At 61.0% G+C, this 15,328-nt stretch carries 20 protein-coding genes, 2 tRNA genes and 1 pseudogene; 2 read left to right on the top strand and 21 right to left on the bottom strand.

From position 1 onward, the window contains the following. Positions 1-22: 22 nt before the first annotated feature. On the bottom strand, positions 23-337 hold the full coding sequence (locus GGR23_RS04270) for a hypothetical protein (protein WP_183364839.1): 315 nt from the start codon (positions 335-337) through the stop codon (positions 23-25). A gap of 145 nt (positions 338-482) precedes the next feature. On the opposite strand from GGR23_RS04270, the gene GGR23_RS04265 reads away from it, so the two are divergent. Continuing rightward, entirely contained in the window at positions 483-641 is a 159-nt protein-coding gene (locus GGR23_RS04265; RefSeq protein ID WP_183364838.1) for a hypothetical protein, read from the top strand. A 99-nt stretch (positions 642-740) separates the two neighbouring features. Here GGR23_RS04265 and GGR23_RS04260 read toward each other — a convergent pair. The 13 genes and pseudogenes from GGR23_RS04260 to GGR23_RS23590 form a co-directional block, all read right to left on the bottom strand. Next, positions 741-816: transfer RNA gene (locus GGR23_RS04260), tRNA-Thr, on the bottom strand. Positions 817-1,072: 256 nt separating this feature from the next. Beyond that, positions 1,073-1,161: transfer RNA gene (locus GGR23_RS04255), tRNA-Ser, on the bottom strand. A gap of 416 nt (positions 1,162-1,577) precedes the next feature. Next, a complete protein-coding gene (locus GGR23_RS04250) occupies positions 1,578-2,183 on the bottom strand; it encodes a hypothetical protein (protein ID WP_183364837.1) in 606 nt (201 codons plus the stop codon). Position 2,184: 1 nt separating this feature from the next. After that, the gene (locus GGR23_RS04245) at positions 2,185-2,607 is read right to left on the bottom strand and encodes a hypothetical protein (RefSeq protein ID WP_183364836.1); all 423 of its coding nucleotides are present in this window, start codon (positions 2,605-2,607) and stop codon (positions 2,185-2,187) included. A 2-nt stretch (positions 2,608-2,609) separates the two neighbouring features. Then, complete coding sequence (locus GGR23_RS04240) at positions 2,610-3,125, bottom strand: helix-turn-helix domain-containing protein (protein ID WP_183364835.1); 516 nt, start codon at positions 3,123-3,125, stop codon at positions 2,610-2,612. Next, positions 3,122-3,433: a hypothetical protein gene (locus GGR23_RS04235; protein ID WP_183364834.1), complete on the bottom strand. Its 312-nt coding sequence runs from the start codon at positions 3,431-3,433 to the stop codon at positions 3,122-3,124. Before GGR23_RS04235 ends, GGR23_RS04240 begins: the two co-directional genes overlap by 4 nt. After that, positions 3,430-6,726, bottom strand: coding sequence for a DNA cytosine methyltransferase (locus tag GGR23_RS04230; RefSeq protein WP_183364833.1), 3,297 nt, complete (start codon positions 6,724-6,726; stop codon positions 3,430-3,432). The genes GGR23_RS04235 and GGR23_RS04230 overlap by 4 nt, the downstream gene beginning before the upstream one ends. Next, the gene (locus GGR23_RS04225) at positions 6,726-7,133 is read right to left on the bottom strand and encodes a helix-turn-helix domain-containing protein (RefSeq protein WP_183364832.1); all 408 of its coding nucleotides are present in this window, start codon (positions 7,131-7,133) and stop codon (positions 6,726-6,728) included. The genes GGR23_RS04230 and GGR23_RS04225 overlap by 1 nt, the downstream gene beginning before the upstream one ends. Further along, positions 7,126-7,956, bottom strand: a complete 831-nt coding sequence (locus GGR23_RS04220) for a DUF6551 family protein (RefSeq protein WP_246364899.1) — start codon at positions 7,954-7,956, stop codon at positions 7,126-7,128. Before GGR23_RS04220 ends, GGR23_RS04225 begins: the two co-directional genes overlap by 8 nt. Then, complete coding sequence (locus tag GGR23_RS04215; RefSeq protein WP_183364831.1) at positions 7,956-9,404, bottom strand: DnaB-like helicase C-terminal domain-containing protein; 1,449 nt, start codon at positions 9,402-9,404, stop codon at positions 7,956-7,958. Before GGR23_RS04215 ends, GGR23_RS04220 begins: the two co-directional genes overlap by 1 nt. Then, positions 9,401-10,597, bottom strand: a complete 1,197-nt coding sequence (locus GGR23_RS23600; RefSeq protein ID WP_425486184.1) for a DNA methyltransferase — start codon at positions 10,595-10,597, stop codon at positions 9,401-9,403. Before GGR23_RS23600 ends, GGR23_RS04215 begins: the two co-directional genes overlap by 4 nt. A gap of 120 nt (positions 10,598-10,717) precedes the next feature. Further along, positions 10,718-10,993: pseudogene (locus GGR23_RS23595) on the bottom strand (helicase C-terminal domain-containing protein); the annotation flags it as partial. Continuing rightward, complete coding sequence (locus tag GGR23_RS23590) at positions 10,915-11,289, bottom strand: endonuclease VII domain-containing protein (RefSeq protein WP_183364928.1); 375 nt, start codon at positions 11,287-11,289, stop codon at positions 10,915-10,917. The pseudogene GGR23_RS23595 and the gene GGR23_RS23590, both read right to left, overlap by 79 nt. Before the next feature lie 844 nt (positions 11,290-12,133). Here GGR23_RS23590 and GGR23_RS23585 point away from each other — a divergent pair. Next, on the top strand, positions 12,134-12,331 hold the full coding sequence (locus GGR23_RS23585) for a hypothetical protein (protein WP_382340289.1): 198 nt from the start codon (positions 12,134-12,136) through the stop codon (positions 12,329-12,331). Positions 12,332-12,342: 11 nt separating this feature from the next. Here GGR23_RS23585 and GGR23_RS04195 read toward each other — a convergent pair whose 3' ends face one another. The 7 genes from GGR23_RS04195 to GGR23_RS04165 form a co-directional block, all read right to left on the bottom strand. Continuing rightward, positions 12,343-12,954, bottom strand: a complete 612-nt coding sequence (locus GGR23_RS04195; RefSeq protein WP_246364896.1) for a hypothetical protein — start codon at positions 12,952-12,954, stop codon at positions 12,343-12,345. A 25-nt stretch (positions 12,955-12,979) separates the two neighbouring features. Beyond that, positions 12,980-13,210 carry a response regulator transcription factor gene (locus GGR23_RS04190; RefSeq protein WP_183364829.1) on the bottom strand — a complete coding sequence of 77 codons (231 nt, stop codon included), beginning with the start codon at positions 13,208-13,210 and terminating at the stop codon, positions 12,980-12,982. A 104-nt stretch (positions 13,211-13,314) separates the two neighbouring features. Continuing rightward, positions 13,315-13,860: a hypothetical protein gene (locus GGR23_RS04185; RefSeq protein ID WP_183364828.1), complete on the bottom strand. Its 546-nt coding sequence runs from the start codon at positions 13,858-13,860 to the stop codon at positions 13,315-13,317. An 89-nt stretch (positions 13,861-13,949) separates the two neighbouring features. Continuing rightward, the gene (locus GGR23_RS04180; protein WP_183364827.1) at positions 13,950-14,324 is read right to left on the bottom strand and encodes a hypothetical protein; all 375 of its coding nucleotides are present in this window, start codon (positions 14,322-14,324) and stop codon (positions 13,950-13,952) included. A gap of 66 nt (positions 14,325-14,390) precedes the next feature. Next, on the bottom strand, positions 14,391-14,714 hold the full coding sequence (locus GGR23_RS04175) for a hypothetical protein (RefSeq protein ID WP_183364826.1): 324 nt from the start codon (positions 14,712-14,714) through the stop codon (positions 14,391-14,393). Further along, positions 14,711-14,902 (bottom strand): hypothetical protein, encoded by a 192-nt coding sequence (locus tag GGR23_RS04170; protein WP_183364825.1) that lies wholly within the window; start codon positions 14,900-14,902, stop codon positions 14,711-14,713. The genes GGR23_RS04175 and GGR23_RS04170 overlap by 4 nt, the downstream gene beginning before the upstream one ends. Next, positions 14,899-15,282, bottom strand: coding sequence for a hypothetical protein (locus tag GGR23_RS04165; protein ID WP_183364824.1), 384 nt, complete (start codon positions 15,280-15,282; stop codon positions 14,899-14,901). Before GGR23_RS04165 ends, GGR23_RS04170 begins: the two co-directional genes overlap by 4 nt. Positions 15,283-15,328: the final 46 nt, after the last annotated feature.

The raw sequence follows: 15,328 nt of genomic DNA, 5'->3' as shown, positions 1-15,328 counted from the left end.
TCCCCCTTTCAGGCAAGCGGGATCAGCATCGCATTCGGTAGCGACTGAGCGAGTAATCGCTGGCGCTGTCCGGCGGGCTGGTCTCGGTGGAGGCGGCATTCATGGTCTGGCCAGCATAGGCGATACTTCGACCCATGGCGGGCAGCTGCAGCTTCTGCGCATCGGGCGCGATGGCCACGATCTGGAGATGCTCGACGGCGGTCGCCGGGGCCTGCCGGTCCGCGCTGGCGTTCAGCGCCATGCTGATACCTGGATCGATGGGCACGGCGGCGGCCGGCATGGCGGCACAGACTGAGAGCGCCATCATTGCGAGGGCGCCGAAGATACTTCGGATCATGCGCATGTCGCTTCCTTTCGGGCTAAGAAGGCTGACCATCTGGCCAGCGAAGATGGAGACAACCATCTCGATGGTACTGATTCGAACGGGCGATGTGCCCGGATAGAATCGAAAGGTCTTCACAATGACGCCGACGAAAGTCACGATGGGCTACACGATCAGAGGCCACTGGGTTGCGGTATGGGAAGCCGACAAGCACAAGCTCATCGGCCCATTCAGCACTCATGCTGAAGCGAACATCGTCGCTCAGCAGCAAGCCAATAAACTCGGTCTACACGGCATGTATCATGGGGTTGCCTCTTAACAATGTGCCCGCCACTGGCTTCGGCTGGTGGCGGGCACCGCATCTCCTGGGAGGAGCTTTGATCGGGTTTATCCGCGGGTAGCGGGTTTCTGCTATAAATGGTGCCAGCAGCAGGAATTGAACCCACGGCATCCTGCTTACAAGGCAGGCGCTCTACCTACTGAGCTATGCTGGCGAAACTTCGAGGCTGGGGCTTCCCCACTCCGCGCCGTAGACCGGTATGTTGACCCGTTCCGCGCCTCGCTATCAGGCTTTCGTCCTGCGGCATCGCCGTAGCAGCAACTTGCCTGCCGGTCTTTCGTCTCGCCACATGCCCGGTTGACCGGAAGCGTTCATGTGGCCAGCCCCATCTCTAGGGCGCTGGGAATGCTCCGGGAGGGCATATCACCAATCGGCAACAACGCGATGCTGCCGCAACTCCCGATCTGAACTGGCGGATGGTGTAGGATTTGAACCTACGGGACCGCGAAGGCCCGGCGATTTAGCAAACCGCTGCATTAAGCCGCTCTGCCAACCATCCTAATGATGCCGCCTTCTCCCTCCGCCCGCGTTGATCCCGTGGCCCCTGATACCCGTAGGATAGGGCTGCCCGCACATCCCGTGCTTCCGGCGCGTCCCGTGCACCCTTCGAAGGCGGTCACACGGCCTGTCTGGGGCGCATGGCCCCGAAATCAAAAACCCGCCGCGGCGAACCGGGCGGGTTTGATGCGTCCTTTCGAAGGTGATGCCACCCACCTGCCCCTACGCCGGGCCACCCTGATCACCATCTTTCAGCGCTTGCCCTCATGGTACCGGGGTCGCTCTCTCGATGCCCATTCGGGCGAATACTGCCGACGCCTAGCACCCTCGGCGCCGGAGCGGATGAGGCCCAAGACCACATCTCAATGGGCTTCCAGCCTTGCGGCCTTCGGTGCGCCCTCTCCGGGGTGTATCCCTTTAACGCGCTGCGGCTTCCCGCTTGCGCCTCATTTCGTTCCGCTGTTCGGCCCAGGAGAAGTCTCTTGCCTCGGGCACCGCCTCTGCGGTGAAGGCTCCGGGAGCCCTCCAGCTCCATTCTCGCGGTTCGTTCATGTTGGCAGATTTATCGCTGATTTCAGGCTCGTTTTGCAACGCCTCTTTTTGCAGCTTTCGTATATCTGCCAATGTGTTACGAAGAAAAATTGCAGCAATACATGCAATTGCCACCTTCTGGCGGTGCGAACCCGTGTTCCGGTGGATGCCCTCCACCTTATCGCACCAGCGCGAGAAGCTCAGTCTTTCTCCGCTGGCAGGGTCGCGCAGTGTGCCCGCTTCTCCCATAGCCCACGCCCACAGGCAGCGCCGATCGCGCTCTCTCGGGACAAATCGCATGAGCTCGTTGCAGAGTTCCCAGTGGGAGACTTCACGGGGTCGGAGCGACCGCCCTGGCTTTGCCTCACCCTCGGGAAGCATGAAAGGGATGGCCTGCGCCTTGAGCCTCGCCGGCCGCTCACCCATTGGCGGAAGCTTGCGCTCGATTTCGGCGGCCGTCACGAAGAGCTTTTCGATCTGTTCCGGGGTCATGTCATTCCTCCAATAGGTCTGGCTGTCCGAAGACGCGGCGCAACCGCTCGTAGATCATAGCAGCAAGTGCATCCCGCTGCCTCACCCATCCGCGCATTTCCAATGTCCTGCTTTGAAGGAAGCCGACAGGGAGCCGGTCCCAGACTTCCAACCAGAAGGTCGAATCCTGCTCGATCTCCGACCGGAACTTTCGGACCAAGTCAGAAGTCGCCCAGAGGCAATGCTCGTCGAGGCAGGCCTTGTTGTTCGCCGTGTCGGCGAGCGTGACAAGGACGAGGCGAGCGTGCGCCTCCCCGTATTTCTTGACGATCCGTCTGATCGTGCGATGAGCCCGCGTCTGCCCCAGCTTGGGATAGGCGGTGCCCTCGATGCACTCGATGCCGACCTCCGCACACAGGGAAATGACCGCAGGATCAATCGCCATCCCTACCCCTCCTTCGGCTCGAGGCGACCGGTCAGGGGGTTCGGCACCTCGCCGGCGTCGATGGCAGCCTGGAACTTGTGGACGCCGTGCATCACGGTCGTATGGTCGAGGCCTCCAAAGCGAATAGCCATGTCGGTGTAGGAGAGATGGAACTTCATCCGCAGCTCCCACCAGATCTGATGCCTGAGGCGAACAAGAGGACGAGAGCGGGAGCGCATCTTGAGAATGTCCACGGTAACATCCAGATCCTCGCACCGCCGCTTCAGGTACTGTTTCACCCGACCGACGGCGAGCGCCGGTTGGAAATTCACTTCTGATGGCGTCACAACATGGACGGTCGCTGGTGGAGGCGGATCTACTTTCTTGACCTCGACTGGCTCCGGCCGGGCATCCTCAACCGTGGACTCCTTGACGGATCGGCGATTGCCGACAAGGCCAAGCCTAGCGCGGCGTTTGCGGATTTCCGCCTGCTGCTCTGCGAGGCTGGAATAGGTGCGGGCGTGGAACTCAAGGTTCATGCCGCACCTCCCTTCCGCTCCACCTGAATTCGACGGGACTTGCCACGCTGCTTGACGAAGGGCTTGAGATTGAACACCGCGTCGGCCTCAGATCGAGCCTGAAGCTTCTCCCCGTCACGCACCAGCGACCCGTTAATGTAGGCGCACAGGCGCTCCCCCGCCGCGGCCTTCGCTTCCGCCTTCGTGGCGTAGATGATGGGCTGTCCGCCCTTGCCCAGAAGGATCTCGTTGTCCGCCTTGTGGACCCGACGGAACCACGCGATGTAACCGCCGGCGACAGCCTGCGCTCCGATGCTGAACTGGTTCATTCCGCTGCCTCCCGGAAGACTGCCATGTGGCCGCAGTTCGCTGCGATCAGTGCCCGGGCAACGGGCGGCGAGACGCTGTTGCCGACACAGGAGACTTGGACTGATTTCGGGAACACGGTGCCGTCCGGCGCGCGCTCGATCTCGTAGTCCGGCGGGAAGCCCTGCGCGTTATAGAGCTCGCGGGGCGTGAGCATCCGCATGCCGATATCGACGATGACGAAGGTGCTGCCGCCGATCTGGATCGTGGCGAACTCCCGCTCGTCCCAGAAGCCCTGAGCGCGCAGGAAGTCGGCAACCTCCCGGGCGCGGCCGGCCTGCGCTTCGGTGAAAGGCGGGGCGTCGAGCGCCGCCTCGACGTGGCCGTGGCGGTCCTTCGTCGTGATCGTCCGGGCGGGCTGGTCTTCTTCACCACCATCGCCAGTGCCGTAATAGGCCTGGAGGAACGGGGCGACGAGCTGGGACTTGCCAGCGCCGTCTGCCATGACAGTCGCGGACGGGCTGTCGATTGCATGCCCGGTCGAGGTTCCAAACTGCCGAGCGATGAAAGCCGCCACGGCTCTCTGCTGCGCACCGGTCGCGGTCACGGTCGAGAGCGGTTCATCAGCCGGACGGCCCGGGTTGACGCCGCCGATCCGCCGACTGTCGTTGTTGTGCTGCGCGATGAAAGCGGTCGCCACACAGGAATCGGCCTTGGCCGTGATAGTCGCCGCCGGTTCATCCCCGGCGCGCGGGCGGCTCTGCCCGGCCCGGCCGCCGCAGCCGACCAGCGTTGGGACGATGACCGAGTTCTGATCCTTCGGGCTAGCGCAGATCGTGTGGTGCGGGTCTTCGACCGATCGATTGCCGCCGCCCTGCTGTGCATAGGACAGAACCGGCGCGACAAGAGATAGGCCAGCGCCTCCAGCGGTGATCGTGTGCGCCGGTTCATCTGCGCCGTTGAAGGGCTTGCCCGCGTTGCGCATCGTCATCAGGTGAGGAGCGAGGACGCCGAGCGGGGCCGCGCCGCCGGGCCGTTTGATGAAGCTGTTCGCCGTGACCGTCGGCATGGGCTCATCCGCGCCGCTGCCGGTCGCGCCGGTGTTGAAGCGCTGGATGGAGGGGGCGATAACCGCATGCGACACTCCGCCAGCCGTGACGACACCATAGGGATCGTCCAGCGGGTATTCCCGGCGTCCACCGCTGTCGCCGTGGGCAACCGAGATGAGGGAAGGCGAAACGATCGCCTTCTCTCCCCGGTTAGCCCCCGTGATCGTGTTGAAGGGCTGGTCGAGGTCTTCGAGCCGCGCGCCGTGCGTCAGGTTGACGATGAAGGGCCGCTCCGCATCCAGCACGTAACGCTTCATGCCGCGGGCGACTCGAGCAAGGGTGTTGTCGGCCAGCGGGCGAACAGCGCGCAGGCCGTGCTTTTCCCAGATCTGAGCCGAGGTGTCGAAGATCGACGGGCACGGCAAGGACCAGTCGATGCATTCGGCAGCCGTGCGCCAGGGCAGCTTCTTGCCGCTGATCACGTCAGGGTCGGTCGGGGCGCCATGGGAAGGCTCCGGCCAGACAATCGGCTCCCCGTCGAAGCGGATAATGACGAACAGCCGCTTGCGGATCGTCGGGGCGCCAAAGTCGCAAGCGCGCAGCTCGCGCCACTCGATCTTGCCGCCGAGCTTCTTGATCGCTTTGCACCACTGCTTGAAGGTCTGGCCCTTGCGATCCGGGCACGGATAGAGCCCGCGCTCAGTTTCGACGAGCGGCCCCCAGTCCTTCCATTCCTCGACGTTCTCCATGGCGACGACGTCGACCTTGCCGCCGCTCTGCTGGATGCGCTCGATCCAGCCGGGGATGATCCAGGCGAGGTCGCGGATGTTGCGCTCGACTGGCTTGCCGCCCTTCGCCTTGGAGAAGTGCTTGCAATTATGAACAACGATTCCATCTGCGACATAGGTTTCGTCTTCTTCAACTGAGATGTTGAAGACCTGAACGACTTCGGTCGGTTCACCAACCCGCTGTACACGAGACCAATTGTGAAGGTGATCGCGCACCGTCTGTGATCGTGAAGCAACCTCGCGCCAACGAACCAGGTATGACGGTCTTGTGGTTGCCGTGCGACCTTCGATCGACAAGGGATTCTTGCGCGGCTGAGCCACCGTTGCAGTGTATCCCAGACTTTCGACGAGCGCTTTTGTTGAAAGAGCAAGGGCCTTCGACACCGTCACCGTCTCTGTGACTATGTTGGCGCCCGTATCGACTTTGCTGCCATTTCCGGAAGCATAGCCCCTCAGAAGGGCCCGACGATATGCTTCCGGCGCTGAGAATACCCATGCGGGGAAGCTTTTTTCTGAACTGCCGTGCCCAAATTCATTTCGAAGCCACTCGACCAATCCACGATTGTTTGTCGAGAACTGGTGGGCGGTCGCCGTGTCACGCCTGTGCCAGGTAAGCTCTCCCGCGGCGGCACGGTCACCCGTCTTCGGCCAAGATGAAAGCTCGGAGGCAAGATCGTCTGCGATGTGCTTGCCACAGACCAATACAAGCTCTGCGCGGTTTATTGAGAGCCGTGTCCACCCATTCGCGACGTAGCGGCCAGCAAGCCACATCAGTCGCTCATCGATGGCGATGCCGCGCCCTCCCACCTCGGGAATGGCGATGTGCTCGAAGGAGCACGGCGTTGCGCAGAAATGCCGGTCACCGCCGGCGGCATTCATTGGCGCAGCTCCAGTTCGGAGATCCTTCGCAAGTACCCAGGCGGCTGGTGCGAGGGTACGCTGGTAGCGCCGGTTCGCATTGTCCCAAACGTTGTGCATTGCCCGAGCGTAGAACGGGTGCTCATCGCTCACGGTGATCGTCGGAACACCTTGCACATCGATATTGCGTACGGCTTTCTCCGACCGCATCGTGGCGTAGACCCGGCGATAGCGCCCCGCGTGGGTCAGAACGCGATCACCCTCTTGAATGGTCTCAATGGGGCGGTATCCGCGATCCGTCAGGATCATAGTGCCCGATGGGAAACAATCCGGTGAGAACCACATCAGGCCGACATGCCGGCCGCGCAGATGGTCCAGAGGATCGACCTTGTAGACGTTTTCGGACAGGTGAAGCGTCTGCGGGTGGTTCGCTTCATGCAGCGCCAGTGCCGCCGGATTGTGGTTGATCGCGATATCCGGCGAACGGCCGAGGGCCATTTCGATGCCGGTCGAAGCGCCGCCGCCGCCGGCGAAGCTGTCGACGATCAGCCGAAGGTGCGGCGGCTCGCCCTGGTATGTGGCGCAATTCTCGGACGGAGGAAAAAGGGAAAGGATCGACATCAGAGGCTTTGCTCCTCAGAACTTTTGATTTTCGGATTTGTTGATGGCGCAGCTGCTTGAGAGATGAAGCGGTGCCTGTTGTGGAGGCGGTATCCCTCGAACCTTTTTCCAGTGATCTTGACGCCGAACGGCGCCACCCGCTTGCGAAGTTTGCTCATGTGGGATTCCACCAGCTGCGGTGGGTAATCGTGTCCGTCGAACCGGTCGCCATAGAGCGCGAGATGGAGCGTTTGTTTGGGCACCACATCGCGGGTCGTGAGCATGGCGAATATGCGGGCCTCGCAGCGCGGCAGGCCCCATTCCAGCGGGATTGCAACGGTGGAAGGCATCAGCTCTTCCTCAAGCTCGCGCACGCGGCATTCGAGCTCGTAGATCCGCTTCTGCTGCTGTTCGATCAGATCATCCATTTCGACGAGCCTTGCGGTTCATGAAGATGACCGAGGCATAGGCTCGCCAGAACGGCACCTTGCGCTCTACGGCAAAGCGCTGCGCCTCATTGTCGAGCGAAGCGCCCTTGGCAACGATGACAGAACTGATCCGGTCGGGATCGATCTCGCCTTGGTATTCCTTTGCATGCATCAGGTGCTCGACGGCCTTGATCATATGCGCCGGGACAGGGGCGGCATTGGTGGCCGCGCACACGTCGAGCACCTTGCGGGCGCCCGCGGCATGGCGGCGGTTCACAAGCATGTTGATGGTGCTGACAGCGAGTGTCTCTCCGGGCTGGAACTTGCCCATCGCGGGAGGATTGCGAAGAATCTTTATGCCGGCCCGCTCGCATACCTGGAAGACGGTCACAGCATCCTCATCGCCAGCGGCTACCATGGCGTTGTGGAGCTGGGTGGCCGTGACTTGGATTCGGTCTCGGTTGTGTCGCACGAAGGCGCTCGCTCGGGTCTCTTGGCTGGCAGCCTGCACAACCAGAACAGGGATCGTCTCGATTCCACCATGCGTCACTGCCGCTATGGCCGTGTGCTGACCGTCAATGACATCGAGGCGACCATCGACCTCGACCACTACCGGCGGCTTAAATGCGGTCCAGCTCCATTCCGAAACGATCTTGCGAATAAGCTTGATCGAGCGCTCGGAAAGCCCGCGCTGATAGCTGTCGTCAACGCTCAACGCTGTCGGTGCTACCAGGCGAAGTTCCGGGGGGCTGGTAGTGACCTGACAGGGGATGACGTCAGGGAGGGTCAGGGGCGCGATGGCCCGCGTTGCTGTCGTAGACATCAGAAATCGAACTCCTCTGCTCGAGCAGGCTTCATGGGGGCGTAGCGGGTAAATTCGGCCTCGAATTTGAGGCGTTCTTTGATGGTGGGATCGCCGAACCGGACCTTCACGGAGCCGATCTCGGCTATTCCCTCGACATCCTCTCCGAAGACCTTGTTGATCTTCTTCCAGTCGGCGTCAGTGGCGGCCGTGGCCATTCGCTCCGCCTTGTATTTCTCCGGGCGGTACAGGTAGACGATAGCGTCGAAGTCAGCCTTCGCCCCCTCGCCGCCATAAAGGTCGGCAGCGATGGGCCTCGGGTTATCCCGACGGGTGCCGAAGCTATTGCGCTGTGTGAGGATCAGGACCGCGCTGTCGGTCTCGTTGGCTAAAGCTTTTAGCTCAGCCGTCACCTCACCGGAGATGCGATCAGGAGACAGTTTCGGGTCTCGCGGCTTCACCTTGCCGATGTGGTCAATGACGATGAAGGGCGTGTTCCCATTGCGGCGCTGCTTGATGAACCGGCGGGCATACGCCACCAGCTGGGCGACACCTTCGCGCTGACAGCGGATGATTTCGAATGGACGGCTGTCCATATCCATCGCGAACTTGACGCACTGGTCACGCTCCTGCTGGGTCATCATTCGCATCGGGTCGCGCTGCTGGCGGACACTGATGCCGAGGTTCTGGGCAATCATCTGGCGCATGCATTGCGCCGCGGACTGGTCGTAGGAGAGGAAGAGAACAGGATGGCCGGCCATTAGCGGCTTGTGGATCAACTGCATCGTGAGCGATGACTTGCCTTCGCCGGAGCTCGACAGAAGGCCATAGAGGTTCCCGGCTTCGAAAACCGGCTCGGAGAGAACGTGGGCGATCTCCTGCAGAGCGATCGGAACGCCGACAACGCCATCCCGGTTGGATGAATGGCTAAACATTTGAAGGTAGGCGGAGCCAGGCGAAACAGTCGACCGGAGCGAGGAGAGCCGACCAGAGACATCCTTGATGCGCGACTGCAGATGGTCGATTTCGTCCAGAAGGGTGAGAAGCCCATGCCCTTCCCTCGACAGCTCGGTGACCGTATCGGCCTCACGCGCGAGATATCGGGCGAGCGCAACGCCCTTGATGATCTGGATGGAACCTTCGAGCCTGTCTCGCAGCGTCGGGTCTGCCCCCGCCATCGCAAGGCGAGAGAGGTACTGGGCCGGCGTGCAGTCCATGCGTTCCAGATGCTTCGGGAGGAATGGCTTCAGGGCGACTGGATTTACGTTCTGGGTGGTACGGTATAGCTCAAGGGCGCGATCGTAGATGACCTGGTGAATCCATTCCCCGAAGTCCTCGGCGGCCAGGCCCGCATCCTTCAGCACATCGTTGTTGGCAAACATGCAGGCGAAGAACACCTCGGCGGCCGCGAATGCATCGTCTTCCGTGATGCGGTCCATGTTGGACCGGTCAATGGACATGGCGTTCATGCTGCTTCACCTCCCCGTTCGAAGATGTCGAACATGGTGGGGGTGGAAATCTCGCGCTCCATCGCCTCGAGGTATTTGATCCCGTCGAGGAAGTAGCCGGGATTGAGTTCGACGGCGCGCCCGCGGCGCTTCAACCTGAGCGCCCGATATGGGACGGTGAACAGCCCACCAAAGGGGTCGAAGACAAGCTCGCCCTCATTCGAGAAGCGCTTGATCAGCCTGTCGACGATATCGAACTGCAGAGGGCAGATGTGGTTCTCCAACCCCTTCTTCGTCTGGTCCCCGTTGAGGGTGCGCATGCGGTTGACGTCATGCCAGGTGAACGGGTCGTGGGCGCCCGGGGCGAGGCTCATGAATGTTGATGGCAAGGCCCCGCGCTTCTCCAGCGCCTCACCGATGCGGATGTGTGTCTCGTAGTCATAAACGTTGTTGAGCGTCCACTCGGTGAAAGCCTTGGCGAGCAGGTCTGGGCCAAGGGTTGCCAGCTCCTCGGGGGTTGGGAGCCGGTCGCCGGAGGACCGCCAGAATGCATGCGCGTCGACCTGCCAGCGGGCGCGTGTGTAGTCTTCCTTCTGTTTGGTCACACGCTCGTCGGCGTAGGCTTTCGAGGTGTCCGAAGGCAACTTCCGGAAGAGGAGGATGTACTCTGGCGAGCCCACACCCATCTTGGTCCCGTCCTTGCAGTTCTCGGTCCATCCGAGCCGATAGGTCTGGTTGTTCTCGCGCACGACGTCCGTGTTGACCGTGATCATCCCCATGTAGGCGAAGCCGTGGCTGGTCGTGTGGAACAGGGTGCGGGCGTGAAACGGGTTGACCGTGGGCATACCCATGCCAGTCACATTGCCAAAGAGGATCCGGTCCTTCGTGTGGCAGGCATAGACACGGCCTGGCTTGAGGATCCTCAGGAGCTCAGGCGTCAGGAAGTCCATTTGCTGGAAGAAGTGGTCATCGCTGTCCGTGTGACCGAAGTCGTTGTAGCTCGGGGTGTACTCGTAGTGGTTCGAGAACGGTATCGAGGTCACGATCAGATCGACGGAGTTGTCAGCCATTGCCCGGGCTTCCTCGACGCAATCGTTATTCGCCACCAGCCAACCCTCTCCTCTCGCCTCGATGCGCTCAACGCCAATGGTTCGGGTCAGGACCTCGGCCGCTGACAGTTTGTCGAGCCCATGCTCGCGAATGATCTCGCTCATGTTCGCCACCATGTGATTGTGCGCTTCCCATTTGCCCTGCAGCGTGCGGAGAACCTCGCGCTCGCTCTCGGCGTAGATGATGTGAATGGATACGGGCGCCGACTGTAGGAAGCGGTAGACCCGGTGAATGGCTTGGATTGTGTCGTTGAACTTGAAGGTGATCCCGGAGAAGATCATCCTGCTGCATTGCTGCAGATTGACACCGGACCCATACATGGTCGGCTTGGACAGAAACACGGTGGTCCGACCGGCTTTCCAGTCGTCTAGCAGCTTTTCCCGCTCATCAAGCGTCTGTGAGCCGTAAAGCGAAGATACCGTTATGCCGGCAGCAATGAGCTCTCGCTCGATGGCTTGCTGTTCGTCGTTGAGATCGCACCAGATAACACACTGTTGATTTCGCGCCGCCGATGAATACTCAGGTACTCGATCGCTCGCTCCAGGTTGTCCGTGTTCTCTTCCAGAAGCCCGATCGCGGCGTTGCACTTCCGGCAGAGCACTCCTCGCACCACGCCTGTCTGATGGGAGTGGTCGATCGATGGTGTCACTGGATAGGCAAGGAACTTCAGGCAGATCGGGCACTGATGCTCCTGGTGCTCCAGAAGCGCCGTCAACTGCTCCTGCACAAGCCCGTACGTTTTCAGCTTTGCCGCATGCCTGTGCTTCGCCCTGTTCTTCTTCACGTACGCGGCCATGTAAGCCTTCCGCGCCGGCGTTTCCCGATATTCCTTCACCTGCTCCTTGACGCGATGATACCGCTCGCGCTGGTAGTTCCGCTGATACTCGCGATACTCCTTGGTCTGCCTGCGCCGCGCATTGCGTTCCCGCTCCGATTCCTTCGACATTCAGGATCTCCATTACCTTTGCGACACGCGCTTTCAGCGTCTCGCGCTTCTCTTTCGAAGCCGACACAACACCTATGGCAGCGTCCTTGAAAAGTACTGTCTGCCCGTCTCTATCAACGCCACCGTCTGCGATGTCGGATTGCACCTCGTGATAGATCACGCTCATGGGAGGCAGATCATATCCATCATCAGAGTATCCGAGATCTGATGGTCGCTGCAGAAAAATCGCCCAGCTGTTGAGCCAGAGCCAGAACTCGCGCTCCTTGTGAGGATATAGCGTGAGGTTGTTGGCCTGGGTGCTGTCGCGCTGGAAGAAGCGGGTCAGGGCCTGCCCTGTGTCCATGATGCCGAGGAAGCCGGCATAGTGGATCAGCTCCTTGTAGCGGTTCGGGCTGGGAGTTGCTGTAGCGACGAACCTGTACCGGACGCCGTCGAACATCGAGAGGAACGTCTGATAGGTCTTGGAGCCATAGGAGCGAAGAACCGAAGCCTCGTCGAGTGAGGCCGCGTCAAATGCGTTCGGGTCGATCTTGCCGTCGCGGACGGTTTCATAGTTGGTCATGTAGATGCCGGTCGACCCAGCCTCTTCTATCGACCTGATGAACTTGATCTCGACGCCGAGCATACGGCCGTCGCGACGGAACTCCTGGCGAACACCGAGAGGGAGAACTATAAGTCCACGGCCGCCAATAGCTTGCGTGATGATGCGAAGGATCTCGATCTGAATTACCGACTTGCCAAGGCCGAAGGCGGCGAAGATGGCACGCTTTCCACCTCGGACGCCCCATACGACGAGATCGCGCTGGTGCGGCTTGAGGATCGGGTTGACCTGATGCGCCCCGATATCGATGCCGGAGGCCGGCGCGAGCCGCACCTTCTCCCGAAGGAATGAACCGTAATCGCTCATGCCACCCTCCGCTTCTGCTCGAAGGCTCCGGTACGGAGAGCGATGAACCGATCCTGCATCCACTCGATTTTCGGGATGTCGCACCGGGCCCAGCAGGTGCAGATACCCACTGCCTCGGCGGCATCACGCTGTTCGGCCTTGGTCTTGGGGAGCTTGATCTTCTCGCGCTCGCAGGTGGCGATGGCGAGGTCCTTCCAGTCTTCTCCCTCACCTGGCTTCACGCCCTTCCCATAATAAATCGGGCGCCATGAGGTGGCTGCGATGGTACCGAAGGGGATCTTCATCATCATGCAGATGGCAGTGATGGCGCCGGCGATGCCGGTAAGCTGGAGCGCGGCAGGGTTGATGGTCGAAACGATCTCCTCCTTGCCCGTCAAGTCCGCCTTGCCCTTCTTCTTGAACTGGCGGACGCCATGCTCCGGCCGCTCAATGGCGACAAAATGCGGCTGGTGCTCCTTCACGAGCCGATAGAAGAGGTTTGCTGCGACGGGGTACTTCTCCTCCCAGGCATAGTCCTGAACCGAGAACGTTCCGCACTGGATGGTCGAGCGGTGCTTTTCGCTGTCCCTCACGGCCCATCCGGACCGGGTGGCAAGGTCAAGACCCATGACGATCATTGATTTCCTCACTTGTTCAGCTGATCCACCGCTGCCTGATGGCCTTCGCCACCAGCGCCGCGATGTTCGGGGTGTCGGTTGATTTCCGGGCGACATCGATGTGTCGCTCCACGGTCCTGATGCTGATGCCCAGCAGACGGGCGATCTCCTTGACCGAGTTGCCGTCTGACAGGAGCGTGACGATCGTTGACTGGCGCTGGGTCAGTCGGCTCTCGCCTCTGCTGGTGCTGTCGACGTGAATTCTCATTCTTTTCTTCGCTGCGAGAGGGTCCCGAGGCATTCGCGCCCCGGGCAGGTGCCCGGCTGGCTTGGGAGGAGGATCGTCAACCGGGTCTGGGGAACTTCTGGTAGTCAGTCGGCATCATCTTCGAAGGGGTCGCCTTCCGGAGGCTCCTCACTGTCCTGAGACGACTGGATGCGGGCGAGGATGTCGGGAATATCGGTTTCGTACTCCGTGCGGCCGGCGTCGTAACTCTCGAGCCAGAGCTTGTCGTCGACGCTCCCGGCGTCGTATCCGGACACCCGGTCCATGCCGAGCAGCCCAGCCTTGTAGCCCTTCGCCCTGGTCATTCCCTCACGGTCAACACGGTCTGCCTGTGCCAGCAGATCACCGCCGCTCGTGGAAGGGATGAGGCCAAGCCACTCGAGGTTCTCCCGGTCGGACCGAAGCCTGTCGACGGGCTTCTGGTCATCCTCTCCGAAATGGGCCTTCAGGTAGTGGTCGAACTTCTGGGCGGTAAAGGTCGGGTCCGCTGCTTTTGCCAGCTTCCTGTTCGCCGCTTTCTCGGCGACCGCCATACGTCGTGCATTCTCGGCGGCGAGTTCCTTGCGGAAGTGGTGCGCAAATAGCTTCTGCCGATCCTCCGCACTCAGCTTTGTGTTGTCACCCGTGGTCATGTCCCTTGTCCCTTGGTTGTCGGAATTTTCCGACGGCTGAGGTGTTGAAAAAACCTGTGGCGCCGGAGCGTCACAGGTCCGGTGGCAATTCAGGTGCGATGAAGCGCGCTAATGACCGCGCGGAAGCCAGTAACCAGAGGGCGATAGAAATCCGCCTCAGGGCCAGCCAGGAGAGCTTCCGCCTCGGCAATGAGCTCATCGATTGAGTGGAATTGTTCGCGCGCGTATCTGACACGTGCTGCATCCTCGATTGCCCGCAACTCGTCGGCGTCGATTGATACGCGCGGGTCGGCGTACCAGACGTCTTTGGTTCTGGAGAAAGACCAGCCGAGCTTCCGGGCCGCGATCCGGATGCGCTCTTTCACGGAATCAGCACAATCGCGCGGCGCCACATGCCGCTTGAGTGCTGTTGATGCGAATTCGACGCTCGACATTTCGGATTTCTCCAATCGATTTTCGGACATTTCCGACGTTCCCTGTGCTTTTTTCCCTGTGCACAGAGGGACGCCGGCCAAGGCCGAAGTTCGAAGTTACCGAGCAGGCGCTCGGCGGGTTTCCCCTTTGGTTGAAGTGATGAAGTACGTGCTATGAGGTTCCCCTCCGCTCCGCCGGATCGCCAAACCACAGGGAGCGAGGGCCTCATTGGCCCGGTTGAAATGAAGACAGAGAGCCGCGAAGGCATTGCCAGTCAGCGGGTCCTGGAAGACTTCCTGGGCAAGCTGCTTGCCCGTGATCTGCGCTGGATAGACAGCAACCAATTTCCGCACGATGCGGGCGGCCGGGCTGTAATCCGTCTCGGCGAAAGGAACCGATGCAAATCGATGCAGAACCTCGTCACGAAGTGCCGCGCTCATTTGCGTTCACCTCGATCATCGTCAGCATCGAAGAAACACCAGGACAGGTCTCCTTCGGGAGCTGCTACGTCGGCATCGTTCACTTCGTCGCCGCGCTTGCCCGCTTGAATGACCGTCAGGATCATGAAGGCCAGCACCATAAGGGCGAGAACCGTCAGCGATAGCGCAGTCCAGTAGACCGGGTTCATGCTCCGGACCCCACGTCGTCGAGGAAGATGTGATGGTGAAGGATGATGGGGGCAGTGCTCGGGCCCGAAGCGGCACCGCTGACGCGGCCGGTTTCACGGGGCGCATCCCCTTCCCGAGCAATTTGACCCTGCTCCGCAGCAACAGGTGCGCGCAAATCATCACCCGCCGTATCTGCGGCACCGGCGGGATCAGCTGTGAAGGGATGCTCCGGCCAAGCCATCCAGGCCACCGGGTCGTTCTTGTGGCTCAGCATGCACCAATGCGCCGGTTCACCTTTCGGCTCGCACCAGTATGAGCGGAGTACCTGTTTGTTCGACAGAGCGAGGATCACATGCGAGCCATCTCGTGGCGCCATGGACATGTCGTGGTTCCAGCTCATTTCGCCGGCCTCCCGATCTGCTTTCGATTGTCATGGGTGCGATGCT

It is taken from the genome of Gellertiella hungarica, assembly GCF_014197145.1.
GTDB lineage: Bacteria > Pseudomonadota > Alphaproteobacteria > Rhizobiales > Rhizobiaceae > Gellertiella > Gellertiella hungarica.
Note: the sequence above shows the minus strand (reverse complement) of the source record. Positions and strands in the feature narration are given on the sequence as shown.